Source organism: Pedococcus bigeumensis (assembly GCF_006438965.1).
GTDB lineage: Bacteria > Actinomycetota > Actinomycetes > Actinomycetales > Dermatophilaceae > Pedococcus > Pedococcus bigeumensis_A.
The window spans coordinates 470,978-493,888 of sequence record NZ_RCZM01000002.1 but is presented as its reverse complement, the minus strand read 5'-3'; the positions used below and the strand labels follow the sequence as shown (position 1 = coordinate 493,888).

At 70.7% G+C, this 22,911-nt stretch carries 19 protein-coding genes; 9 read left to right on the top strand and 10 right to left on the bottom strand.

The genetic code is table 11. From position 1 onward, the window contains the following. Positions 1–61: 61 nt before the first annotated feature. A complete protein-coding gene (locus tag EAH86_RS07270) occupies positions 62–535 on the bottom strand; it encodes a carboxymuconolactone decarboxylase family protein (protein ID WP_140738290.1) in 474 nt (157 codons plus the stop codon). 287 nt (positions 536–822) lie between these two features. Between EAH86_RS07270 and EAH86_RS07265 the strand changes: the two genes are divergently transcribed. After that, complete coding sequence (locus tag EAH86_RS07265; protein WP_140738287.1) at positions 823–1,173, top strand: VOC family protein; 351 nt, start codon at positions 823–825, stop codon at positions 1,171–1,173. 280 nt (positions 1,174–1,453) lie between these two features. Here EAH86_RS07265 and EAH86_RS20190 read toward each other — a convergent pair whose 3' ends face one another. Beyond that, the gene (locus tag EAH86_RS20190) at positions 1,454–1,624 is read right to left on the bottom strand and encodes a hypothetical protein (RefSeq protein WP_161988589.1); all 171 of its coding nucleotides are present in this window, start codon (positions 1,622–1,624) and stop codon (positions 1,454–1,456) included. Positions 1,625–1,809: 185 nt separating this feature from the next. Continuing rightward, positions 1,810–2,880 carry a glycerophosphodiester phosphodiesterase family protein gene (locus EAH86_RS07260; RefSeq protein WP_140738284.1) on the bottom strand — a complete coding sequence of 357 codons (1,071 nt, stop codon included), beginning with the start codon at positions 2,878–2,880 and terminating at the stop codon, positions 1,810–1,812. A 223-nt stretch (positions 2,881–3,103) separates the two neighbouring features. Here EAH86_RS07260 and EAH86_RS07255 point away from each other — a divergent pair, with 223 nt between their 5' ends. Both EAH86_RS07255 and EAH86_RS07250 read left to right on the top strand, forming a co-directional pair. Beyond that, positions 3,104–6,979, top strand: coding sequence for a Pls/PosA family non-ribosomal peptide synthetase (locus tag EAH86_RS07255; RefSeq protein ID WP_140738281.1), 3,876 nt, complete (start codon positions 3,104–3,106; stop codon positions 6,977–6,979). After that, entirely contained in the window at positions 6,976–8,295 is a 1,320-nt protein-coding gene (locus EAH86_RS07250; RefSeq protein ID WP_140738278.1) for a M1 family metallopeptidase, read from the top strand. Before EAH86_RS07255 ends, EAH86_RS07250 begins: the two co-directional genes overlap by 4 nt. Here EAH86_RS07250 and EAH86_RS21010 read toward each other — a convergent pair. The 5 genes from EAH86_RS21010 to EAH86_RS07230 all read right to left on the bottom strand — a co-directional run bounded on the left by EAH86_RS21010 (position 8,287) and on the right by EAH86_RS07230 (position 15,642). Beyond that, the gene (locus EAH86_RS21010; protein ID WP_425325217.1) at positions 8,287–8,538 is read right to left on the bottom strand and encodes a three-helix bundle dimerization domain-containing protein; all 252 of its coding nucleotides are present in this window, start codon (positions 8,536–8,538) and stop codon (positions 8,287–8,289) included. The two genes, EAH86_RS07250 and EAH86_RS21010, sit on opposite strands and share 9 nt — an antisense overlap. 76 nt (positions 8,539–8,614) lie before the next feature. Next, complete coding sequence (locus EAH86_RS07245; protein WP_140738275.1) at positions 8,615–9,370, bottom strand: hypothetical protein; 756 nt, start codon at positions 9,368–9,370, stop codon at positions 8,615–8,617. Between the two features lie 1,339 nt (positions 9,371–10,709). Next, positions 10,710–12,104 carry a cytidylyltransferase domain-containing protein gene (locus tag EAH86_RS07240; RefSeq protein WP_140738272.1) on the bottom strand — a complete coding sequence of 465 codons (1,395 nt, stop codon included), beginning with the start codon at positions 12,102–12,104 and terminating at the stop codon, positions 10,710–10,712. Next, positions 12,101–14,569: a hypothetical protein gene (locus EAH86_RS07235; protein WP_140738269.1), complete on the bottom strand. Its 2,469-nt coding sequence runs from the start codon at positions 14,567–14,569 to the stop codon at positions 12,101–12,103. Before EAH86_RS07235 ends, EAH86_RS07240 begins: the two co-directional genes overlap by 4 nt. Then, positions 14,566–15,642, bottom strand: a complete 1,077-nt coding sequence (locus tag EAH86_RS07230) for a PseG/SpsG family protein (protein ID WP_140738267.1) — start codon at positions 15,640–15,642, stop codon at positions 14,566–14,568. The genes EAH86_RS07235 and EAH86_RS07230 overlap by 4 nt, the downstream gene beginning before the upstream one ends. 82 nt (positions 15,643–15,724) lie before the next feature. Here EAH86_RS07230 and pseB point away from each other — a divergent pair, with 82 nt between their 5' ends. The 3 genes from pseB to EAH86_RS07215 are packed head-to-tail and all read left to right on the top strand — an operon-like array spanning position 15,725 to position 18,848. Then, complete coding sequence (pseB, locus tag EAH86_RS07225) at positions 15,725–16,750, top strand: UDP-N-acetylglucosamine 4,6-dehydratase (inverting) (protein ID WP_140738264.1); 1,026 nt, start codon at positions 15,725–15,727, stop codon at positions 16,748–16,750. Continuing rightward, positions 16,747–17,883, top strand: coding sequence for a DegT/DnrJ/EryC1/StrS family aminotransferase (locus tag EAH86_RS07220; protein WP_140738261.1), 1,137 nt, complete (start codon positions 16,747–16,749; stop codon positions 17,881–17,883). Before pseB ends, EAH86_RS07220 begins: the two co-directional genes overlap by 4 nt. Positions 17,884–17,885: 2 nt before the next feature. After that, positions 17,886–18,848, top strand: coding sequence for a hypothetical protein (locus tag EAH86_RS07215; protein ID WP_206665762.1), 963 nt, complete (start codon positions 17,886–17,888; stop codon positions 18,846–18,848). A gap of 125 nt (positions 18,849–18,973) precedes the next feature. Here the strand turns inward: EAH86_RS07215 and pseI are convergent, their stop codons facing one another. Together pseI and EAH86_RS07205 are read right to left on the bottom strand one after the other, a co-directional pair. Continuing rightward, a complete protein-coding gene (gene pseI / locus EAH86_RS07210) occupies positions 18,974–20,035 on the bottom strand; it encodes a pseudaminic acid synthase (protein ID WP_140738258.1) in 1,062 nt (353 codons plus the stop codon). A gap of 6 nt (positions 20,036–20,041) precedes the next feature. Then, the gene (locus EAH86_RS07205; RefSeq protein ID WP_140738255.1) at positions 20,042–20,575 is read right to left on the bottom strand and encodes a GNAT family N-acetyltransferase; all 534 of its coding nucleotides are present in this window, start codon (positions 20,573–20,575) and stop codon (positions 20,042–20,044) included. Between the two features lie 92 nt (positions 20,576–20,667). Here EAH86_RS07205 and EAH86_RS07200 point away from each other — a divergent pair, with 92 nt between their 5' ends. Genes EAH86_RS07200 through EAH86_RS07190 form a run of 3 tightly spaced genes read left to right on the top strand, consistent with a single transcriptional unit; the run spans position 20,668 to position 22,899 of the window. Then, a complete protein-coding gene (locus tag EAH86_RS07200; RefSeq protein ID WP_140738252.1) occupies positions 20,668–20,919 on the top strand; it encodes an acyl carrier protein in 252 nt (83 codons plus the stop codon). Continuing rightward, positions 20,916–22,160 (top strand): AMP-binding protein, encoded by a 1,245-nt coding sequence (locus EAH86_RS07195; RefSeq protein ID WP_241668248.1) that lies wholly within the window; start codon positions 20,916–20,918, stop codon positions 22,158–22,160. Before EAH86_RS07200 ends, EAH86_RS07195 begins: the two co-directional genes overlap by 4 nt. Further along, positions 22,153–22,899 (top strand): SDR family NAD(P)-dependent oxidoreductase, encoded by a 747-nt coding sequence (locus EAH86_RS07190; protein ID WP_140738249.1) that lies wholly within the window; start codon positions 22,153–22,155, stop codon positions 22,897–22,899. Before EAH86_RS07195 ends, EAH86_RS07190 begins: the two co-directional genes overlap by 8 nt. Positions 22,900–22,911 lie beyond the last annotated feature (12 nt).

Here is a 22,911-nt window from a genome sequence, read left to right as displayed (position 1 = left end):
ACGGCGAGCGGGCCGTTCCCGATGGAGACGCCAGGAATGCCTGCAGGCTCGGGCGCGCGACTTAGTCATCGTTGGGGGTCCAGGCTCGAGTGGCGACGCCCATGGCGTTCCAGGCGTTGATCGTCACGATCAGGGCGAGGAGGGCGCCCACCTCGTCGGGGTCGAAATAGGCGGCGACGAGGGCGTAGTCCGCATCCGGCACGTGGGTGTTCGCGAGTCGGGTCACGCTCTCGGTGAACGACAGGGCTGCTCGCTCACGCTCGGTGAAGAACGCAGACTCGGCCCAGACCGGAAGGGCGAAGATGCGCTGCGCGCTCTCGCCCGCGTCAAGGGCATCTCGGGTGTGGACGTCGACGCAGTACGAGCACCCGTTGAGCTGGGATGTGCGGATCCTGACGAGCTCACGCAGACGGGCGTCGAAGTCCACGCGGTCCAGCTCACGCGTCGCGGCGTTGTCGAGGTGGTTCATGGCCTTGCCGAAGCTGCCCATGTGGGCGTCGACATCAGGGCGAACGGGGATCTGGGTTGACGGCATGCATCAAGGCTAGGAACGGATTGGCTCAGCCAGAAGGACCAATCCATGGCCCAATGAATGGGCCATTCCGGACCATGAGGGACTTCACGGCGTTGGCGTCGATGGGTGCCCCAACCTCACATTCCGGTCCGCGGGAGAGGTCGTTCGAGCGTCGAGCCCGCGACAGCCCGGGGCGACGCGACCGGGGCCAGGCCGAACTGGTCGCTGACCCCTGTCGATTGGAGACGGGCTCGAACGTCATCTGGTTGGAGGCCACGCCCGGTGGCCCCGCAGAACCGGAGGTCATCATGAGCCATCCCATCGTGCACGCCGAGATCCGTTCGAGCGACCCCGATGCAACAAGGGCATTCTTTGGTGAGCTGTTCGGCTGGACCTACCCCACCGAAGGCGCCTTTCCCGGCTACACCTTTGTCGAGACAGGGGTGCCCGACGCGTTGTACACGGCGATCAGCCCGCTCCAGGGCGACGGTGACCTGGTGACCTTCTTCGTCGGTGTCGACGACATGGCCGGCGCCATCGCCGACACGACTCGTCTCGGCGGACGTGTCGTCCAGGAGCCGGTCAGCGTTCCCGGAGTGTCATTCGCGCTCATCGCCGACCCTCAGGGGCATGTCGTCGGTTTGGCCCAGCAAGGGTGACCGGCACCTCCGCGAGCCGCACGTCCCTGCACCCCGTCACTCACGAGCACCCGTCGACCAACGCGGTGGCCGGGCGGACTAGAGAGCCCTCGACCGTTCGTATGACTTTGTACCGCAGGAGGTAAAGGGACCGTAAACTGTTCACATGGTCCTCTTGTGCTCCGACTTCATGATCGACCTCGTCAACGCCCGCGACCTTCAGGTCTCGGCGTCCACCGAGGAGTCTCCCGTCTCGTCAGACTGACCCTCGGTCACCGCTGCCACTGCGCGCTACGCGGTTTCAGGCGACCTCTGCGCCAACCAGCACGGCTACGCCCAGCCATGCCAGAGCCATCCAGAGGATCAGCCCACGCGCCAGCTCGTCATTGCGCCGACTTCGCCGCAGCCCGATGACGTAACCAGCGACGCCGACCACGAGCGCCAGCCAACCCAGCATCACCCACCACGTCATGGGTCAAGAGTGGGCCTCCGCCGCGGCACCGTCCAGACCCGTTTCGCGGTGAGCACACTGGGCTCGACGTGTTCAACCGCTGACACGTCAGCGACCCTCACGGCCAGGGCTCGTGCCTCGCCGAGCAACTGACAGCGCCCCCCAGATACCTGAGGGGTGTTGTCAGTTGCTCACGGCAGCGGTCGTCAGGGAGCTGCGTACGCCTTGGGCAGGCGCATGCCGCGCTCGGCCATGATGTCGCGAACGTGGTTGGGGTAGTTGGTGATGATGCCGTCGACGCCGAGATCCATCAGGGCTCGCACGGTCGCGGGGTCGTCACAGGTCCACGGAATGACGGTCAGACCGCGGGCGTGTGCCTCGGTGACCATCTGCTTGTCCGGGTAGAAGCGGAAGCCGGGGTCGCCCACCTTGCCGTTCTGCGGGAACCCGTAGTTCGGCGACAGCGCCGTGACGCCAGGGATCGCCGCGGCGGTCTTGACGAAGTCACCGCCGAAGTCGTCGGCGTCCAGGCCGCCCAGCCACGGTGAAGCGCCCGGCTTGCCGACCTCCAGGAAGTCGTAGTTGGTCAAGGCGACCAACGGCCAGGTCGGGGCGAGGACGTGCATCTGCTCCAGCGCACCCCAGTCGAAGGACTGGACGGTGACCTGCCGCTCGATGCCCGAGGCGTGGATCTCTTCGTAGACCCGCCGGACGAACCGCTCGCGCGGAGCGGTCTGCTCGGGCGCGCCGGCCTCGACCTTGGTCTCGATGTTCAGCGTGACCTGGTTGGCGTGGTAGCTCTTGACGAGGTCCAGCACGTCCTTGAGCTCGACCATCCGGAAGCCCTTGACCTGCTCCTGGTCAGGGAAGCCGGGCAGCTGCTGGTAGCCGCAGTCCAGGGTCTTGATCTCGGCCAGGGTGAGGTCCTTGATGTACTTGCCCACGTAGGGATACAGGGAGTCGCCCGGGAAGGCCGGGGCAGTGTCCTGACACTTCTGGGCGCTGATCTGCCGGTCGTGGTTGACCACGACCTTGTCGTCCTTGGTCACGTGAGTGTCGAGCTCGAGCGTGCTGACGCCGAGGCGCAGGGCCTTGGCGAAGGCCTGCAACGACTCTTCCGTGGTCATCCCGATGCCGCCACGGTGGGCCTGCAGGTCGAAGTGGGTCTTCTGCGGGAGAACTGGACCGGGGGCGGCGGCGTGGGCAGGCGCCATACCGACTGTTCCGGCGGTGAGGGTGAGCAAGGCAGCGAGCAACGAACCTGAGCGCAGGCGCATGAAAACTCCTGTGGGAGAAGGACTGGGACGCCGCGAACGCTAGGCATCGGTGACAGCGCGGGGGAGTCGTGGGTGTGGCCCTCGCGTGAAGTGGCGGTGGACGTGCGGCGTCGCCGACCGAGGGCCGAGCGAAGCTGTTGCTGTACATGTCTCGTTCACCTGGGTGCGGGACACTCGTTGCCATGGGCGCCACCAGCTGTACCCGGACACCGGTTGACGCGCGGTGACGCTCCTTCGCGGACACCAGGCTCCGGCCGCGCGGACCCTGGTCGGCATCTTCGAGGAGACCGTCCTGCTCGCGCCCGACGAGCCGGCCCTCGACAACGGTGCCAGTGTCCTGACCTACGGGGAGTTCCACGAGGCGAGCGAGCTGGTCGCCCGCGAGCTGAACGGCCTGGGCATCGGTCGCGGGGACCGCGTGGGGATTCGGCTCAGGTCGGGAACCGTGGACCTGTACGTCGCGATCATGGGAGCCCTCATGGCCGGGGCCGCCTATGTACCGGTGGACGCCGACGACCCGGACGAGCGGGCCAGGACGGTGTTCACGGAGGCGGACGTCGCCGCCGTGATCCGCGACGACCTGGTGATCGACCTCGCGGCCTCGGGTGCGAGTCCTGCGGTGGGGGCCGAGGTGCCCGAGCTGGGCGACGACGCTTGGATCATCTTCACGTCCGGGTCGACCGGCGTCCCGAAGGGCGTGGCGGTGTCCCACCGGTCGGCCGCTGCGTTCGTCGACGCCGAGTCCGAGCTCTTCCTGCAGGAGCGTCCGCTGGCCGCCGGTGATCGGGTGATGGCGGGCCTGTCCGTGGCGTTCGACGCGTCGTGTGAGGAGATGTGGCTCGCCTGGAGGTATGCCGCGTGCCTCGTTCCAGCGCCACGTTCCCTCGTGCGAAGCGGGATGGAGCTCGGGCCCTGGCTGGTCGCCAACCGCATCACCGTCGTCTCGACGGTGCCGACGCTGGCTGCGCTGTGGCCCACCGAGGCCCTGGCTGGGGTGCGTCTCCTCATCCTCGGGGGCGAGGCCTGCCCGCCCGAGATCGGCATCCGGCTGGCCACCGGGGAGCGGGAGGTCTGGAACACCTATGGACCGACCGAGGCGACCGTGGTGGCCTGCGGTGCGCGCCTGATGGGTCACGGCCCCGTGCGGATCGGCCTGCCACTGGCGGGTTGGGACCTCGCTGTCGTCGACTCGACGGGGACTCCCGTGCAGGCGGGGGAGACCGGGGAGCTCATCATCGGAGGCGTCGGCCTGGCTCGGTACCTCGACGTGGACAAGGACGCGGAGAAGTTCGCCCCCATGCCGTCCCTGGGCTGGGAACGGGCCTACCGCAGCGGTGACCTGGTCCGCAACGACCTCGAAGGTCTGGTGTTCGCGGGACGCGCCGACGACCAGGTCAAGGTGGGCGGACGACGGATCGAGCTCGGCGAGGTGGACAGTGCCCTGCTGTCCCTGCCCGGCGTGACCGGAGCCGCCACCGCAGTCCGTCACACGGGTGCCGGCCATGCCATGCTCGTCGGCTACCTCGTCATCACCGACGACTTTCACCTCGAGACCGCCTTGGCCTCCCTTCGCGCGACGATGCCGGGTCCCTTGGTGCCGCGCCTGGCCGAGGTGGACTCACTGCCCACGCGGACCTCCGGAAAGATCGATCGCGACGCTCTCCCGTGGCCGGTCGCCACTCTCGGTGGCAAGCCGAAGGCAGGCGAGCCGGTCCGGCTCGAGGGCACGGCCGCATGGCTGCAGGAGCTCTGGCTCGAGATCCTCGGCGCGGTGGTGTCGGGGCCACGCGAGGACTTCTTTGACATCGGGGGTGGCAGCCTGGCGGCCGCACACCTGGTCTCGCGGCTGAGGGAGCGCTTCCCTGAGGTGACCGTGGCCGACGTCTACGACGCTCCGCGACTCGAAGATCTGGCGCGGTTGCTCGACGACCTGGCGGTGCCTGCCGCCGCCCAGAACCGGAACGTCCGACCCGTTCCACTGGACACCCAGCTCGGCCAGGTGGCGTTCACCATCCCCCTGCGCACCCTCACCGGCCTGCGCTGGTCGGTGTGGGTGGGGGCTGCCAACAACGTCGCAGGCCAGCTGTGGGGACTCACCTGGCTACCGTCGGTTCCCTGGTGGGTGGTCGCGGTCGGCTGGCTGGTTCTCGTGACGCCCGCGGGTCGGCTCGTGCTCAGCGCGCTCGGAGCTCGGCTGCTGCTGCGTGGGGTGGGGCCCGGCCAGTACCGCCGAGGGGGACGGGTCCACCTCCGCCTGTGGGCAGCCGAACGGCTCACCGACGAGCTCGGCGCAGCGAACCTCGCCGGCGCACCATGGATGCGCCTCTACGCGCGCGCCCTCGGGGCGACCATGGGCAGGCACGTGGACCTGCACGCCATCCCTCCGGTCACTGGCCTCGCCAGCTTCGGCGACGAGTGCTCGGTCGAGCCCGAGGTCGATCTTGCCGGGCACTGGCTCGACGGTGACCTGCTCCACATCGGGCGCGTCGACGTCGGTGCCGCCGCGCGCATCGGCGCCAGGAGCACCCTCGCCCCCGGGAGTGCAGTGGGAGCCCGAGCCGAGGTCGCGCCCGGCTCGGCGGTCTTCGGCATCATTCCGGCTGACCAGTCCTGGGCTGGCGCGCCAGCGCGCCGGACGGGGCGGGCCCGCGGCCCGTGGGACGACCAACGGCCGCGGAACCGCTCGCTGTGGCTCGCGGCATACGGGGGAGTGGCGGTTCTGATCGCGCTGCTGCCAGCCGTCGCCGTAGTGGTGGGGATCGCCAGCGTCGCCGGCCAGCTGCGCGACACCACGGGCCTGGCCTCCGCCGTGACCGCAGCCCTCATCTGGCTGCCGGTGGCGACGGTCGTGGGTCTCTTGGTCCTGGCTGTCCTGGTTCTGGCCCTGGTCCGTCTGCTCGGTCTGGGGCTCACCAGCGGGCACCACCCGATCCACGGACGGCAGGCGTGGCAGGCCTGGTCCACCATCCGCGTCATGGACGAAGCCCGCACCTGGCTGTTCCCGCTCTACTCCAGCAGCCTGACCCCCACGTGGTTGCGGCTGCTGGGCGCGCGGATCGGGCGCGATGTGGAAGCGTCCACCGTCCTGCTCATCCCGAAGCTGACCACGGTCAACGACGGAGCCTTCCTGGCCGACGACACGCTGCTCGGAGGCTACGAGCTCGGGGGTGGCTGGCTGCGGATCGAGCACGTCAAGGTCGGCAAGCACGCCTTCGTTGGCAACTCGGGCATGACCGCGCCGGGGCGCCGAGTGCCCAAGCGCGGCCTGGTGGCGGTGCTCTCGGCAGCCCCCCGTCGCACCAAGGCAAAGCCGGGAACCTCGTGGCTCGGGAGCCCGCCCACCGAGCTGCGTCGGCCAACGGAGTCGGGCGACAAGAGCCGGACCTACGACCCGCCGCGCCGGCTGCGGATCGCCCGGGCGCTGGTGGAGGTATGCCGGCTGGTGGCGGTGATCGCCCACGTCGCCATCTGTGTCGGGGTCATCGCCTACACGGAGTGGGCGGCCTCGGAGCTGGGATGGTGGGTGGCTGCGGCCACGACGGGGCTGGCGCTTCTTGCTGCTGGTGCCGTCGCAGCGTTCGTGGCGACTGCGGCCAAGTGGCTGCTCGTCGGGCGGATCGCCGCGCGGGAGTTCCCGCTCTGGAGCTCGTTCGTCTGGCGCAACGAGCTGGCCGACACGTTCGTCGAGGTCGTGGCGGCGCCGTGGTTCGCCAGGGGAGCCACCGGGACGGTCGTCCTCAACTGGTGGCTGCGAAGCATGGGTGCCCGGATCGGGCGCGGGGTGTGGTGCGAGACCTACTGGCTGCCGGAGGCGGACCTGGTGGACCTGCAGGACGGCGTCACCGTCAATCGAGGATGCGTCGTCCAGACCCACCTGTTCCACGACCGACTCCTCAGCATGGCCGCCGTCACCATGCGGACCGGGTCCACGTTGGGGTCGAACGGGGTGATCCTGCCGGCCGCGGTAATAGGGCGGCACGCTACGGTCGGACCCGTGTCCTTGGTGATGAGAGGCGAGTCGGTGCCCGACGGCACCCGCTGGATCGGCAACCCCATCGGGCCGTGGCCGGCTGAAGACGTCGAGGTCGCGACTCGGTGATCGACGGAGCGGACCCCTACCTCGCCGGTCATGGCGACCTCACCTTCGATGTCGAGCACTATGACCTCGCCCTCGACTACAAGGTGCACACCAACCACCTCGCGGGCCGGGCGACCCTGCAGTGCCGAGCGGTGCAGGACACCGAACGGGTCCACCTCGACCTGCACGGACTGCGCGTGTCCAAGGTGACCCTCGATGGGCACCCGCCGCGCAGGTACCAGCACCGGGCCGGGCGGATCGTCCTGCAGCCGCAGGTACCGCTGAAGGCCGGGCAGGAGTTCACCGTCGTCGTCGCCTACTCGGGACACCCGACGACCGTGCCGGGTCACGACGGGGGCGCCGGGTGGGAGGAGCTCACCGACGGCGTCATCGTCGCCGCGCAGCCCGATGGGGCGCCGTCCTGGTTCCCGTGCAACGACAGGCCGTCCAACAAGGCGGCCTATCGGTTCGAGGTCGCCACACCGCCCGGCTACCGCACGATCGCCAACGGCGAACCGGTCAGTCGGCGGGCCGCGTCGAGCCGAGTCGTGTGGGTGTACGAACAACGCGAGCCCATGGCGACCTACCTCGCGACCTTGCAGATCGGCCGCTACCGCACCACCCTCCTGCCCGGCTCACCCGTCCCCATGACCGTCGAGGCACCAGTCGGGCTGACCGACGACGCCCAGAAGGCGCTGAGTCGCCAGGGCGAGATGATGCGGACCTTCATCAACCTCTTCGGGCCGTACCCCTTCACGGCCTACACGGTCGTGGTCACCGACGACGTCCTCGAGATCCCGCTGGAGTCCCAGACCCTGTCCACCTTCGGGCCCAACCACCTGCGGATGGACTGGCAGGGTCAGCGCCTGATCGCGCACGAGCTCGCCCACCAGTGGTTCGGCAACTCCTTGACGGTGGCGCAGTGGCGCGACATCTGGTTGCACGAGGGGTTTGCCTGCTACAGCGAATGGCTCTGGTCCGAGGCCTCCGGTGGCCGCACGGCGCAACGCCTGGCCGCGGAGAGCTGGAAGCGACTGTCGGCCGCGCCGGAGGACCTCATCCTCGCCGACCCGACGCGGGCGAAGATGTTCGACGACCGGGTCTACAAGCGCGGCGCCCTGCTGCTGCACGCCTTGCGCCTGACCCTCGGCGACGCACTGTTCTTCACGGTCCTTCGTGACTGGGTCGAGACGCATCGGCACGGCACGGTCACGACACAGGTGTTCGTCGACCACGCGGCCGAGGCCGCCGGCACGAAGGGCGCTGCCGTGCGTCAACTACTGGGCAGCTGGCTCCTGCGGCCAGAGCTGCCGAGGCTTCCACCCACCTCAGGCTGAGGTGAGAGAGCCCCGGGCATTGCGTGTTGCCGCACGCGTGGAGACGGCGGACGCCATTGCCCGCAGCCGATCCCGGCTCGCGCGTTCGACGAGGAGCGGCACGTAGTCGCGCACCGGACCATTCAACGACTCGTGGACCTCGACGACGACAGACTGCACGGTCGTCGGATCGAGAGTCGGAAATCGGGAGGCGAGCCCTTCACGTACGTGCTCGAGGGCTAGCGCCTCGTCTACTCCGGTCATGACCTGAAGGTTCCTCCGGACCCCGCACCCGCGCAAGACCGTGTTCACGGGGGCGCGGCGGGCCCTTCGGACGCCCTCACCGGGCTGGATTGACCCAGCCGGCGGCCTGACCTGCAGCAACGCTGCACACCGCCCCGTCGAGGGCGGTGGGGGCATCGGTGAGCACGAGACCAGAGGGTGCGGGGACTCGTCGTCGCGTGCGGCGTGGCCGCCCTTCGTCATCCATCACGTACTGCTGGCCGCGGGTGGCGAGACGCCCGTCCAGCTCCGGCAGCCACCCCAGCGCATCGTCGAGGGTGCCGTGCCCCCACTTGAGGATCGCCTCACCTCGTACCCAGGCGCGCACGGAAGTGGGCCTCCCGAGCACGACGGCGCGCCCGTCAGTGCGTCCGTCCGCTCGTCTGCCGGCCCGGGCCGCGGCTCCGTCAGGCGCGGCCGGTTCGACGTCGACGCCGACCGGCCCCCGACCAACCGCGGCGGCGACGAAGCCGCCCGCGTGGGCCCAGGAGACCCCGAGGCCGAAGACGTCAGCCGGACGTCCATGCGGACCGCCACACTCTGTGCAGGTCTGCGCCAGGACGATGTCGGCAATCGAGGTGAGCGCCGCACCGGGATCGTGCCACCGCCTGAGCAGGAGGCGGGTCAGCACCCGAGCAGCAACAAAGTCACGGCGCGAGTTCGGGCTGATCAGGGCCTCGGCACGCGCCAGCTCCCGTCCGGACAGCATCGAGTCGGGGTCCAGCACGGATGCCACGTGATCGAGGACCTCCCGGGACGGCAGGCAGGCGAAGAGCGGCGGTCGCGGTGGGTTCGTGGGGGTCAGCGTTCGCATGGCTCGACCAGCATGGCTGGTCGGGGCGCTCCTCGCGAGCAGGGACCCGGTGGGTCACCGGGCAGCTGAGGAGTCGGTCCGGGGGAGTAGGGGCGAGACAGCCGGACCTGGGCGGGCCCTACGTGTCCGGGAGGTGAACGCGACGCGACATCTGGTGAATGTCGTTGGACAACAACGGGATCCGAGCGACTTCGCCTTGACCCCTGCCACTGCAGGCGGCAGCGTCAGTGTCATGGTTGCGCAGAGCGGGAAGCCCGACTTCGGACGCGAGACATGGGTCTACCTGTCAGGGGTGGCCAGTCAGACGCACGTCGTCTACGCCGCGTCCTACATCCGCTCGCTCCTCGCGAGCAGTCCGGGACGCGTGGTCGTGGTCGACATGGGGCTCCGGTGGTTCCTCGGTGAGCGCCGAGTCAGCCAGCGCGACCTCGAGGAGCTGCTGCCCGACAACCCCCGGATGAGCCTGACGACATTGTCCGAGGTCGGCTGGCGCGTGGACCGCGACGCCGACGCCATCTACGTCGCCATCGGCGCACCCGGCTCGAAGGCCCTGGTGAGGCTTCGAGCCTGCAACCCGCTGCGGCGACTGCCGGTGGTCGTCGTCGACGAGGGCCTCGGGAGCCACGGCACCTGGCGGACCCGACGCGAGGCGATGCTCCGCGAAGGCGGCCGACGCGGTCGGTCGACCGTACGGGCCCTCATCAGCGCCACGACCCGCGCCGTCATGACGACCTGTCGGTGGTCCCTCTACGAGCGCGAGAACGGCCGGTTCGTGGTGAACCCCGACGTGTCCCGCGAGTTCCTCGGGGGAACGCGCAACGCGCCCGGCGGCCGCGGCGCCCTGTTCAGTGCTGACCACCGTCCGCTGGGCGTCTTCCTCTCGCAGCCCTGGGTCGAGCTGGGGGTCCTCGACGACGCCACTTACCTGGGTCACCTCGCAGACCTCACCCGGGCAGCGGCCGAGGTCGGGGTGCGGCTGCGGGTGCTCCCGCACCCCGCAGAGGACGCCTCCAGGTTTGCCGGGCTCGACGCGCTCGTGCACCACAGTCCGGCCGAGCTCGACGCCGTCGTGTCCGACGCGGCAGTCGTCCTCGGGGCCTCGAGCACCGCCCTGCTCAACCTCGCAGCGGTGCACGGGATGCCGGCGATCCGGGTCTCCCTCCCGCAGGTCTCGCTGCTTGATGCGGACCTGTCCACCCGGCAGCGCGAGCTCCTCGACCAGTACCTCTCCCCGCCGATCGCGATCGGCCAGCTGGGGCTCGCCCTGGCGATGCACCTTCCGTCGGTGCGACCGCCGACCGAAGCCCTGTCACCGAGCGGTGGCCAGCGACTGCGACCGTCAGACCCCGTCGGGCTCGGACAGCTGACCGAGCGCCCGGCGCAGGTCCGCGGGGCTTCCGACGCGCGCCGCGACGGTGCCGGTACCCGGCGCCGACAGCAAGGACCCGACGTCCTCGGACACGACCTCGGCCCGCGCGTCGACCGCATCTCCCCAGGCGGGCGACCTGCCTAGTCCGGCGGCGAACGCGGCCGCCGGGGCTTGCAGCACGCTTAGTCCCGGCAGGGCGGTCGCCCGCGCAAGCCCCTCGAGGTCCGCCGCGCGGGCCCCGGCCCGACGCACCGCCCCGCTCGCCAGGAGGCCATGGACCTGATCCCACACGGCCTGATCCCACACCTCGGTGACCGGGCGACCCGCCGTTGGCGCGCTAGACGCAGGCCGAACCGCACGTGCCAGGTCTGGCACGACGACGACCTCGGCCGGTAGGTGGTGCCCGAGCGCGCCCAGCGCGCGCTCCACCTGGTTACGCAGGTCGATGGTGGCTGGGACCAGGAGCACCGCGGTGAGGCGACCGGCGAGGGCCGGGACGGCAGACCGGTGCAGGCATGCCGCGTCCTGCACCTCGACCGCCACGTGGGTGACGCCCTGGGCCACCGCCGACCGAAGGGCCTCGCGCAGCTGTCCGCGGTCCCACCGCGCCACCCCGTCCATGGTCGGGACGAGCCGGCCGGCTGGCGCGGCTGCGCTGCCCCCCAGAGGGGTCGATGGCACGGCGGTCGCAGGCACGAGCTCTCCGACCCGGGCCAGCAGTGCCTGCCACGAGACCCCGATCGGGTCCGGCTCGTCCTGGAACAGCCGGGCCACCAGGTCGTAGTCACTGAGCGCGTCGACGGTGCAGCGGAACCGGCGCCGGTCTAGTCGAGCCTCGCCAGGGGCGACGAGCAGCTCCTCGTGGTGTCGTCGCAACCACGGCGTGACGTGCTCGCGGTCGTAGACGTCGTGAGCCCGGGCGTTCGCCAGCCGCAGTGCTCCAGCGGTGAAGGCCTCGGCGCCGAGGCCCTCCGGGACCTGGGCTATGTCGATCCGGCCGTAGGCCCGCCCTGCGGCCTGCACGTCGGCCACGAGCTCGTTGACCAGGGCACCGTTCGCCACCGGGTTGTCAGCGGTGAGCCGGACCACCCAGTCGTCGTCGGCCAGGTCCTGGGTCGCGAGCACGAACCTGCCGAGCACGTCGTCGAGCGGGCCCCTCACGACCCGCAGGCCGTGCCGCCGGAGGTCGCGCTCTATGACATCGTCGTAGGCCTCCTCGCTCGTCGCCACGACGACGTCGGCTCCCTCGTGGGCCGCTCGCTCCGCCACGAGGCGCACCAGCGGCCGCCCGGCGACGGACAGCATGGCCTTGCCCGGCAGTCGCGAGGAGTCGAGGCGGGACTGGATCACCACGCGCACGGTCATCGGACCTCGTAGACCGTGACGGCACCTGCGTGGAACCGCGGCACGGCGAGCCGGCGCAGAGCGGGACTGACCGGTCCGGCGGTGGCGTCGGCGACCAGCCAGCTGACGTCGAACTGGGCCACCAGCCGCGCCAGTGCGGCCGCATCGGCATCCGTGAAGACCGCGTCGTTGTCGCGTAGTCGCTGGGGCCACGGGCTCTCGACCTGCAGCCCTCCCACCGGGCTGGTATATCCCCAACCTTCCAGCACGACCTGCCGGCCGCCGAGGGCGCTCACGTTGAACGCGAGGGCTCGACAACCTGGTCGGGCAGGCCCCGTTGCGCAATGCCTGTTGGTCGCCACCACGGCGTCCTGCGGGGCGTGGCTGTCCAGCCAGGCCAGCGCGTCGGCCCCGCCCGGGGTGACCGGTACGCCGTTGGAGGCAGGAACAGGCGTCGCCGTGGCCAGGCCCCGGGCCGCTCGCCACAGCTCACCCGCGCTGGCCGCCGCCGGAGCACCCAGCAGGAGAGCGGCGAGCAGGACCACGGCCACCGCTCCGCGAGGCACGCCGCGTCGGTCGACGTGCTGTCCAACACCTCGTCGCGCCGCCCGCCCGACCACCACCACGACGAGCCACACGCCGCCCAGCATGAGCAACGGCCGGCCGAACGCTGCCGTCCAGCCCGTGACGGTCCGAACGGCCGCCCCCGCCGGGGGTCCTGCGAGGCGGTGCACGACGACGCCGGCGACGATCCCCAGCAGGACGCCCGCACCGACCCACCTGGTGCCGGTCCATCCGGCGCCGGCGAGACCGGCTCGCGTCGCGGCATACCCGACCACCCACGGCGCGAGCACCGCGGCGAAGGCCACGCCGAGGTAGAAGAAGTAGGCCTGGCTCAGCGCGGGGTGCGACAACAGCAGGTAGGCGCCCCAGGCCGCGACCAGACAGCCGGCGCAGAACCAGACTCCGGCGGGCAGCCCACGAGGCCGGCGGGAGACCACCATCAGGGGCACGATCTGGCCGGCGGCGGGCACCAGGACAGCGACTGCAAGCAGACCCATGACCGCAAGGCTGTGTGGCGACAGGGCGGCGACGCCCTCGGGCAGGAAGGGTCCGTTGACCGGGTGGAAGCCCTCACCCGTGAGGAGGTGGTAGAGCGGCATCCACTCCACGAGGTCGCCGAACCGCAGGGTCACCCCGCCGTCGCTTCCCGAGACGGCGCGGGACAGGGGAAGGCTCAGACCGAGGAGCAGCACCAGCAGGGCGCCAGGTCGCCATCTGCGGTCCCGGCCGAGGGCCAGCGCCACTGCGGTGAGAGCCGCCCCACACGCGAGCACGGGCACGGCCGTCGGCTTGGCGCCACTGGCGGCTGACACGAGCAGCGCCACCGCAATCCACGCAGGCAGCTTCCTGCGGTCGATCGCGGCCAGGCCGACGCTCGCCGCGGCCAGCGCGAGGGGCACAACGAGCTCCTGTGAGGGGCTCAGGACGTTCAGTGCGGCGGCAGTGCGACCGACGGGCAGCAGCTCCAGTCCATGGCCCAGCACGAGCAGCCCCGCCGCGGTCGGCGGCACCCACCAGGGACCACCGAGTCGTCGGGCCAGCCCCGCGGCGGCCAGCCCGGCCAGGACGAGCATCCCGACCGGCCACAGCCGAAGGAGGAGGGTCGCCTCCGGCACCCCGCCGGCCAGCGACGCCGCGGCCATCTGGGCGTGAGCGAACCAGTGGTAGTGCAAGGTCTCGCCCGCCACCTGCGGCACGGCCGGGGGAATGGCCCGCTCCGCCGCGTGCACGATCGAGAGGTGCCACGTCAGGTCCTGGTAGTACGCGCTTCCCACCGGCGGCAGTCGGTAGCCGCCCAACCCCAGCCGGAGCATCGTCGTCGCCCCGGCGCCCAGGAAGCCGGCGAGCAACCACGAGCCGGCCAAGGGCTCGCGCGGTCGCCGCACGCCGACCCAGTGCCCTCGCAGTGGTGGGGACAGGAAGGCGATGACGACGACCACCGGCCACAGTCGCACCCAGTGCTGGAGCGAGAGCTGTACGGCCGCCACGAACAGCCCCAGCTCGACGGCGAGGCCCAGCAGCGCGCCGAGGCCCACCTCCTCCGCGAGGGTGCGCGGGCTGGCACCCGCGGGGACCAGCGCACGCAGCAGCAGGGTGCCGGGCAGGGCGAGCCCGAGGGCCAGGTACAGCGCGTACCGGGCGATGTCACCGGGCGCCGTTCCCACCGACAGCAGGGCCCAGACCACCACACCAGCGGCCAGCAGCCACGGCGTTGCCGAGGCAACCAGCCGCCCGCCGCCTGGGGCCTGCGTCTTGGTGGTGTCCGATCCGCTGGCGGCAGGGTATGCCGGGTGGTTGACACCGTGCCCTGCCTCGGCGTGGCCGGAGTCGCGACCCTCGCGGGAGTCAGGAGCCTCGCGGTTGTCGGGGCCCCGGCCAGCTCGGGGCGTCCGTCCGGCGTCGACGCTCGGCGGACTGGTCACCTGCGCGCTCCCAGGAACGCATCCACGACCCGTTCGCGGCCGCGTCCGTCGATCCGGTCGAGCCCTCGCTGTCGACGCGTCCAGCGTCCCGCGTGGTCGGCGAGGTCGTCGCGTAGCACCCGCACGGCGAGGTCACGCGCCGCAGCGTCCTCGCTCAGCTCGGCCACTGTCCCGAGCCCTACGACGAGTCCCTCCGCGACGGCGCGTCGATAGGCCGGCGCCTGGTTGTCCGCGACGCAGGCCAGGGCCGTGGGGAGGCCGACCGCGAGCAGCTCCCAGGTCGCGGACCCTGCTGCGCTGACGACGAGGTCGGCGCCGAGGGCCAGCGAGGCCAGGTCAGAGGTCGGCGGCAGAACTGTCAGTGACTGCCCGGGTCGTGCGGTGCCCGCGACTGCCTCGAGTGCGATGGCCGACCGGTTGTCCGCGGCGACGACCTCAAGGTTGACTGGTCTGCCCGTGGCGAGGATGAGGGGAGCCACGAGCGGGGCAGCTCCCGCCGGGTCGGTGCCACCGAAGACAGCGAGAACCCTTGGTACTGAGCGTGATCCGGATGTCCTTGGCAATGGCTGGTCCCGGTGTTCGACTGGCCGGTGCAAGCGCACCTGGTTCCTCAGCAGGGTGTGTTCGAGTCCCGCGAGGAACACCCGGCCCTGCGCCACCGCGGCCCTGGAGGCGTCGGCGAGGAGGTTCTGGTCAAGGTAGACGTCCGCGTCCTGACCGGCGCCGAAGCCACCGTCGAGGAGCGAGAGCACGCGGATCCCCTTGTCTCGCAACGTTTGCCCAGTGTTCACCGGGAGGTCGTATCCGTCGAGGACGGCTGCCGTGCAGCCCGCCCCCATGACGACAGCCGCCAGCGTCTCCGGCTCGGTCGGTGCAGGGCGCCAGGGCATGCCGGTCTGTGCGACCAGCTGCTGAGCCCAGGGCACTGCGACCACCTCTCCGAGGAACACGACGTCGTGACCGCGGGCGCGCAGCTCCTCGGAGAGCGCGAGGCAGCGCATGAGGTGCCCGACCCCGGTCTGTGGACGAGCATCGCAGCGGATCGCCACCCGCAGGGCGCCCTCAGCCGACATCGCGCTGATCATCAGGTGAACTCATGGTGACGAAAGCCTTTGTGTGTCAGAGGAATCCAGAATCGGCCCTACTGTCGTAAGCATGACGGCAGCGAGCCAGACTGTAGCCCAGTCGCGCACCACGACCAGCGTCCTCACGGGCGCGTCCGTTCTCGTGACAGGAGGGACGGGGTCCTTCGGCAAGGAGTTCATCCAGCGACTCCTCGACGAGGTCAACCCATCGCGGATCGTGGTCTTCTCGCGGGACGAGCTCAAGCAGTACGAGTGTCGGAACCTGTTCGGCGACGACCCTCGGCTGCGCTGGTTCATCGGCGACATCCGCGACCGTGACCGGCTGAAGCGTGCGATGCACGGTGTCGACTACGTGGTCCACGCTGCAGCCCTCAAGCAGGTCGACACGGCCGAGTACAACCCGTGGGAGTTCGTGCACACCAACATCATCGGTTCCCAGAACGTGGTCGAGGCCAGCATCGACACCGGCGTCAAGAAGGTCGTGGCCCTGTCGACGGACAAGGCCTCGAGCCCGATCAACCTCTACGGCGCGACCAAGCTGACGGCCGACAAGCTCTTCATCACCGGCAACCACTACGCCGCTAGCTACCCGACCCGCTTCAGCGTGGTCCGCTACGGCAACGTCATGGGCAGCCGCGGCTCGGTGATCCCCAAGTTCCGCGCGCTGCACGAGCAGGGCCTGTCGCTGCCGATCACGGACCTGACGATGACCCGCTTCTTCATCACCCTGCCCGAAGCCGTCGACTTCGTCCTGGGCTCGTTCGAGATCATGCAGGGCGGTGAGCTGTTCGTCCCGCGCATCCCGTCGATGCGAATCGTGGACCTCGCGCAGGCCGTCGCCCCCGGCGCAGCGATGCACAGCTGCGGGCTGCGCCCCGGCGAGAAGCTGCACGAGGAGATGATCTCGCCGGAGGAGGGCCGTCGGGCGGTCAGCCTGGGCGATCGCTACGTGATCCAGCCCGACCTCGCCTCGTGGGGCTACCAGTCGCCCGAGGGTGCCGTGCCAGTCCCCGAGGGCTTCTTCTACCGCTCCGACCAGAACACGCAGTGGCACTCGCTCGAGGACATCGCGCTCATGTTCAAGCCCGAGGAGTGAGACCGCTGCTTCCCTACGGACGCCACAGCATCAACGAGGACGACATCAAGGCGGTCATCTCGGTCCTCGAGGGCGGCTGGCTCACGACCGGGCCCGCAGTCGACGCGTTCGAGTCGGCCCTGGCCACCCAGGCCGAGGTCGCCTCCTGCATCAGCGTCAGCAGCGGAACCGCCGCCCTCCACACGGCATACGCAGCCATGCGGTTGGGCTCCGGCGACGAGGTGGTCACGACCCCGATGACGTTCGTCGCCACTGCGTCCACCGCGGTGGCGCTAGGTGCGCGCGTCGTGTTTGCCGACGTCGAGGAGGACACCGCTAACCTCGATCCGCGGGCAGCGGAGGCGGCCATGACCAGTAGCACCCGGGCCGTGGCCGCCGTCGACTACGCCGGCCACCCGGCAGAGCTGGACGCACTGCGCGAGGTCGCCCACGCGGGTGGCGCTCTCCTCCTCGAGGATGCCGCCCACTCGGTGGGTTCGACCTACCGGGGCCGGCCGGTTGGCGGCCTCGCGGACCTCACGACGTTCTCGTTCTTCCCCACGAAGAACCTGACGAGCGCGGAGGGTGGCGCCGTCCTCACCAACCACCCCGACCTGGCCCGGCAAGCCCGGCAGTTTCGCACCGTGGGGCTCGTCCGCGACCCCGCGCTGCAGCGGCACCCCGAGCTGGGCCCGTGGCACCAAGAGGTTCACGAGCTCGGTCTCAACTACCGTCTCGCGGACGTCCTCTGTGCGCTCGGCAACTCCCAGCTCTCGCGCCTGGCGACGTTCCGGTCTCGGCGCGCGGAGCTCGTCGCGCGCTACCAGCAGCTGCTCGGAGAGGTGCCCGGCCTGCGACTGCCGGTCGCCCGACCCCACGTGGACCCGACCTGGCACCTGTATGCCGTGCGCGTCCTGGAAGGGCGCCGTCGCGAGGTCTACGACGGGCTGCGCAGCGCCGGGATCGGCGTACAGGTCAACTACCTTCCGGTCTACTGGCACCCGCTGTTCGAGGACCTGGGCTACCGCCGCGGCCAGTGCCCGGTGGCCGAAGCCTTCTATGCCGAGCAGCTCTCCCTGCCGCTGTACCCGGACCTGACGAACTCCGAGCAGGACCGCGTGGTGGAGGAGCTCCGCCGCGTGCTGGAGGGTTGACCGTGCACCACGCCAACCACTTCTACGGCCATGCCCACATCCTGGCCCGCTACGCCGGGCTCGCCGACGTGCCGCGGATCTGGGGCTACCTCCAGCACGGCTGGAACGTGCACGACGGGTTCGCCGTGGGCACCCAGTTCGCGCCCGGCTTCCCGAAGTTCATCTGGTCCGACGCCCCCCGACGACGCGGCTGGGCGGTAGGCATGCGCGACTACGTCATCGTCGGCTCACCGTGGGCCTACCTGTTGCAGCTGGAGCAGCAGGAGCAGTGGGAGGCCGGTAACCCGGACCGCCAGGGCACGATCGTCTATCCCTTCCACGGGTGGGAGCAGCAGGCCATCCTGGGCAGCCACCACGGCTACGTCGAGGAGCTCAAGGCCACGGAGACCGGTCCCATCACGATCTGCTTGTACTGGAACGAGTTCCAGGACGCCGCCGTGCGCCGGACCTACGAGCGCGCCGGCTTCCGGGTCATCTCGCACGGATACCGCGGGCACATGTGGCAGGGCACGACGCCGGACTTCCTGGACCGCCAGCTCACCGAGCTGCGCCGACACCGGCGCGTGGTCTCGAACCGGATGGGCAGCGCCCTCTTCTACGGTGCGTCGGTCGGCTGCGAGATGGGCGTCTATGGCGACCCGATGATCCTCGAGGCGGAGCGTGCAGTCCTGGGTGGGATGGAGCGCCAGCGGCGGCTGTGGCCGCAGATGCACCAGGTCAGCGTCCCCCTGTCGGAGGGGCGCGAGCTCGCCCGGGTGGAGCTGGGGCTGGACCACGTCCTCGGCCGGGCCGAGCTGATCGACGTCCTCGGCTGGAGCCACGCGCCCCTGGGCCGGCTGGACTCGCGCGGCCCGCTCACGGAGGCGCACCTCGGGGACGACAGCTCGGATTCCGGCAATCACGACCTCACCATCACCCCTGACGACCGGGGCGACCTCCTGGCGCACGACGGGGTGCCACGATGACCGCGGGGCGCACCCCGGCACCGCCCGCTTCGGGTCAGCCGGCGCGGCCCGTTCCGTGCGCGCCAGCTACGGGCGCGCCGGCGCCGCCAGCTACGGGCGCGCCAGCGCCGCCCGTCGCTGGAGTCCTACAGCAGGTCCCAGCTGAGCGGCGTACCCCGTTCGACGGCGCACCGGAAGGTGCGTCCGCGCACCACGTCGAGCAGGTCCGGGGCCAGGCCACCGGCTGGCCGGATCGAGCGGACGTTCGCCGCTGTCACGACCTCACCCGCGGCGACGTCCTCGACGACGAACAGCGACCGGCGGAACCGCAGCCCCTCGGCCTCACCGGCCGTCGCGCCGATGCGGGGCTGACCCAGCGCACGCCACGCCGTTTCCGACTCACGCACCAGCGCGGCGAGCTCGTCCGGCTCCAGCGAGAAGGCGGAGTCGACACCGCCGTCGGCGCGGCTCAGCGTCACGTGCTTCTCGATGAGGACTGCGCCGAGTGCGACTGCCGCGACCGCCGCACCGATACCGAGCGTGTGGTCGGAGAGACCCACCGGAACGTCGAAGGCGTCGCCCAGCACCGGTATGCCGCGCAGGTGCGACTCGCGTGGGTCGGCTGGGTAGTTGGCCGTGCACGAGAGCAGCAGCACGTCCTCGTTGCCGGTGCTGCGGGCCGCGCTGACCGCCGCGTCGATCTCACCCACGGACGCCATCCCGGTCGAGATGATCACCGGTTTGCCGCGTTCGGCCGCCGCGCGGATCAGCGGGAGGTCGACGATCTCCGACGAGGCGATCTTGAAGCAGGGCACGTCCAGCTTGTCGAGGAACTCCACTGCACTCGCGTCGAACGGGCTCGAGAACGCCTGCATGCCCAGTCCACGAGCGAGGTCGAAGAGCGGCTCGTGCCACTCCCACGGCGTGTGCGCCTCCTCGTACAGGTCATAGAGGCGCCGCCCGCCCCACAGTCCGTGGGCGTCGGAGATGTGGAACGGCGCGGTGTCGGCGTCGATCGTGATGGTGTCGGCCGTGTAGGTCTGCAGCTTGATCGCGTGGGCGCCGGCCTTCGCCGCCATCCGGACGATGTCCTCGGCCCGCTCCAGGCTGCCGTCGTGGTTGCCGGACATCTCGGCGATGACGAAGGGGGCCGCTCCCGGCCCGACCTCTCGTCCGCCGATCGTGACGCTGGTCCTGGCTGTGGTCATGGCAGTTCAGCCCTTCCTCGTCGTGGCGCCGGCACGCTGCCGGTCGCGTCGTTCCTCGTTGCGCAGCTCGACGGTGACCACCTCGGTGGGCACGCCGTCGACATCGCGCAGGTCCATCGCCGTCTCCCGGAAACCGAGCCGGCGGTTCATCTGCCGCACGACGGCGTTGTGACCGAGCACCTCGCCCGTCAGCACCGTGAGACCGAGCTCGTCGAACGCGTGACGAACCGCTTGTCTCGGCGCCTCGATCCAGGCCGGCAGCAGCTCCCCGCGGGCCTCCAGACCGGCCACGTCGAGGTAGAAGCTCCACATCGCGGCGCGGGCGTGGTCCGGCCCAGCGAACATCACCACGCCAGCGGCCACTCCGCCGCGCTCGTAGATGTACAGGTGCCGGGCCGGGTCAGAGGCGGTGGTCGCCCACCAGGCCGCGTGCTCCTCCGGGGTGATGACGTGGCCGGTGAGGCTCACGGCCCGCACGTGCGGATGGTTGCGCCACGCGAGGAGCGCGTCGCGGTCGGAGTCGGTGGCGGGGCGGAGCACAGGACCTCCATCTCGGGTGTGCCCGTGGGCGACCCGGGTCGGGATTGTCCACCCAGTCAACAGAGTCAAGACGGACAGGAAGAAGGCAACAGATGAACACCGTGAGTCGAGATGAGGTGCGCTCGATGATGGGCGACGTCCTCGCCGCCCAGGGCAAACCGCTTCCTGCGGACGAGCTGACACCGTTGGTGGACATAGGTTTCCGCTCGCTCGACTTCTCCGAGCTCGCACTCCGTGTCGAGGACGAGACGGGTGACGAGCTGAACTTCGACGCCCCCGGCCTTCGACGGATCGAGACGGTCGGCGACGTGCTCGACTTCCTCGAGCAGCTGCAGAGCGCGTGACGCCCACGCCAAGCCCGACCAGGGCGGCCACCCCACCCGGTCTGGACAACCGCGTCGTGGCCGGAACGTTCGACGGCACCTGGGCGCAGCTCGGGCACGGCGGCGACCTGCCCTCCGTGGCCGCAGTGTTGGCCGGCTCACAACAGGCGGCAGCAGCCACCGTTGCCGCCTACGTCAGCACGCACGACGCGCGCACCGAGCTGCTGCTGGCCTCACCCGGGCGAGTGCCGGTCGAGGACCGTGAGCAGCTGCGCCGGGACGGGTTCGCCCTCGTCGACGACGGCGTCACGAGGCCACCCATCGCGGCGCGTGAGCCCGATCCCGGTCGGGTCTGGCTCCTCACGAGTGGGACGACCGGCCGGCCCAAACGGGTCCCGCACACGCTCGCCGGCCTGACCACGGTCGCCGGCGAGCAGCCACCCCGCCGCTGGCTGTGCCCCTACACACCCGGCGCCTACGCGTGGTGGCAGGTGGTCACCCTCTCGCTCGCCCACCCCGGCCAGGACGTCGTCTTCGCAGAGCCGGAACGAGACGCAGAGTGGCCGACACTCGCCCTGGACCACGACGTCGACGCCGTGTCTGGCACACCCACCTTCTGGCGCCAGGCACTGCTTCGCGACCCGGAACGAATGGCCCGCCTGCCACTGCGCCAGGTGACCCTCGGCGGCGAACCCGTGGACCAGGCGGTCCTCGACCGGCTGGCGGCCCTCTACCCGGCGGCCCGCATCTCGTGGATCTACGCCTCCAGCGAGGCCGGTGCGGCGATCGCTGTCCACGACGGCTTGGCCGGCTTCCCTGCCGTCTGGCTGGGTCGCGAGGTCCCGGACCGCGCGCGGCTTGAGGTACGCGACGGCGAGCTGCACGTCGCCTCACCGGTCGGAGCTGCTGGCTTCGACGGTCTGCGACCCACCGGTGACCGCGCCGAGATCCACGGTGACCGTGTCCACGTGACAGGCCGGGTCGGAACCGACGAGATCAACGTCGGCGGGTCCAAGGTCTCAGCGGCGTCGGTGCGGGCCGTGCTCCTCGCCCACCCGGCAGTCGCCTGGGCGCAGGTGCGGGGACGCCGCGCACCTGTCGTGGGTCAGCTCGTCTCCGCCGACGTGGTCCTCACCAGGCCTGCCGAGATCGCGGAGCTGACCGCCTGGTCGGCCGCCCGACTGCCCGAGCACGCCGTACCGCGCCGTCTTCGTGTCCTCGACGCGATCCCCCTCAGAGAAAGCCTGAAGTCCGATGCCTGAGTACACCCCCATCCCGCCAGCCTCGTGCGTCGTCGTCAGCGGCGCCTCACGTGGCCTCGGGCTCGCCCTGGCCACCGACGCCCTCAAGCGCGGTGCCCGGGTCGCCGGCTTCGCCCGCACCGTCACGCCCGAGCTGCAGGCGCTGGCCGACGCCCACCCCGACGACGTCCACGTGGCTGCAGTCGACGCCAATGACAGCGGTGCCGTGGCCGGGTTCCTGCGCGACGCCGCCGACCGGCTCGGACCTCTCGATGCGCTCGTCAACAACGCTGCAGTCGGTCAGGACAGCCTGCACGTGCACACGTCGCCCGAGCGGATCGGCGAGATCGTCCAGACCAACCTGACTGCACCGCTGCTCCTCACCCGTGCCTTCCTGCGTCGGCTGACCGCGCGCGGGGGCCGGGGTCGCGTCGTCATGGTGACGAGCGTCTGCGCCCAGCGGGGGTATGCCGGACTGGTCGCCTACTCCGCCACCAAGGGCGGCCTGGACAGTGCCATGAGGGCGCTGGCCCGCGAGATGCACGGCCGGGTGCTGGTCAACAGCGTCGCCCCGGGCTTCTTCGCCTCCGAGATGTCCTCGGTGCTGGGCGGGGAGCAGCTGGAGACCATCACCCGCCGCACCCCGACCGGTCGGCTGGTCGAGGCGGACGACCTGACTCCCATCGTGGGCATGTTGTTGTTCGAGGACACCAACATCCACGGTCAGGTGCTGACCGTGGATGGCGGCTCGAGCATCTGAGGACGGTGCGGC

Coding starts and splice junctions, on each gene's coding strand:
- EAH86_RS07270 (WP_140738290.1), bottom strand. CDS start 535: ATGCCGTCAACCCAGATCCCCGTTCGCCCTGATGTCGACGCCCACATG.
- EAH86_RS07265 (WP_140738287.1), top strand. CDS start 823: ATGAGCCATCCCATCGTGCACGCCGAGATCCGTTCGAGCGACCCCGAT.
- EAH86_RS20190 (WP_161988589.1), bottom strand. CDS start 1,624: ATGACGTGGTGGGTGATGCTGGGTTGGCTGGCGCTCGTGGTCGGCGTC.
- EAH86_RS07260 (WP_140738284.1), bottom strand. CDS start 2,880: ATGCGCCTGCGCTCAGGTTCGTTGCTCGCTGCCTTGCTCACCCTCACC.
- EAH86_RS21010 (WP_425325217.1), bottom strand. CDS start 8,538: ATGACCGGAGTAGACGAGGCGCTAGCCCTCGAGCACGTACGTGAAGGG.
- EAH86_RS07245 (WP_140738275.1), bottom strand. CDS start 9,370: ATGCGAACGCTGACCCCCACGAACCCACCGCGACCGCCGCTCTTCGCC.
- EAH86_RS07240 (WP_140738272.1), bottom strand. CDS start 12,104: ATGACCGTGCGCGTGGTGATCCAGTCCCGCCTCGACTCCTCGCGACTG.
- EAH86_RS07230 (WP_140738267.1), bottom strand. CDS start 15,642: ATGTCGGCTGAGGGCGCCCTGCGGGTGGCGATCCGCTGCGATGCTCGT.
- pseB (WP_140738264.1), top strand. CDS start 15,725: ATGACGGCAGCGAGCCAGACTGTAGCCCAGTCGCGCACCACGACCAGC.
- pseI (WP_140738258.1), bottom strand. CDS start 20,035: ATGACCACAGCCAGGACCAGCGTCACGATCGGCGGACGAGAGGTCGGG.
- EAH86_RS07200 (WP_140738252.1), top strand. CDS start 20,668: ATGAACACCGTGAGTCGAGATGAGGTGCGCTCGATGATGGGCGACGTC.
- EAH86_RS07190 (WP_140738249.1), top strand. CDS start 22,153: ATGCCTGAGTACACCCCCATCCCGCCAGCCTCGTGCGTCGTCGTCAGC.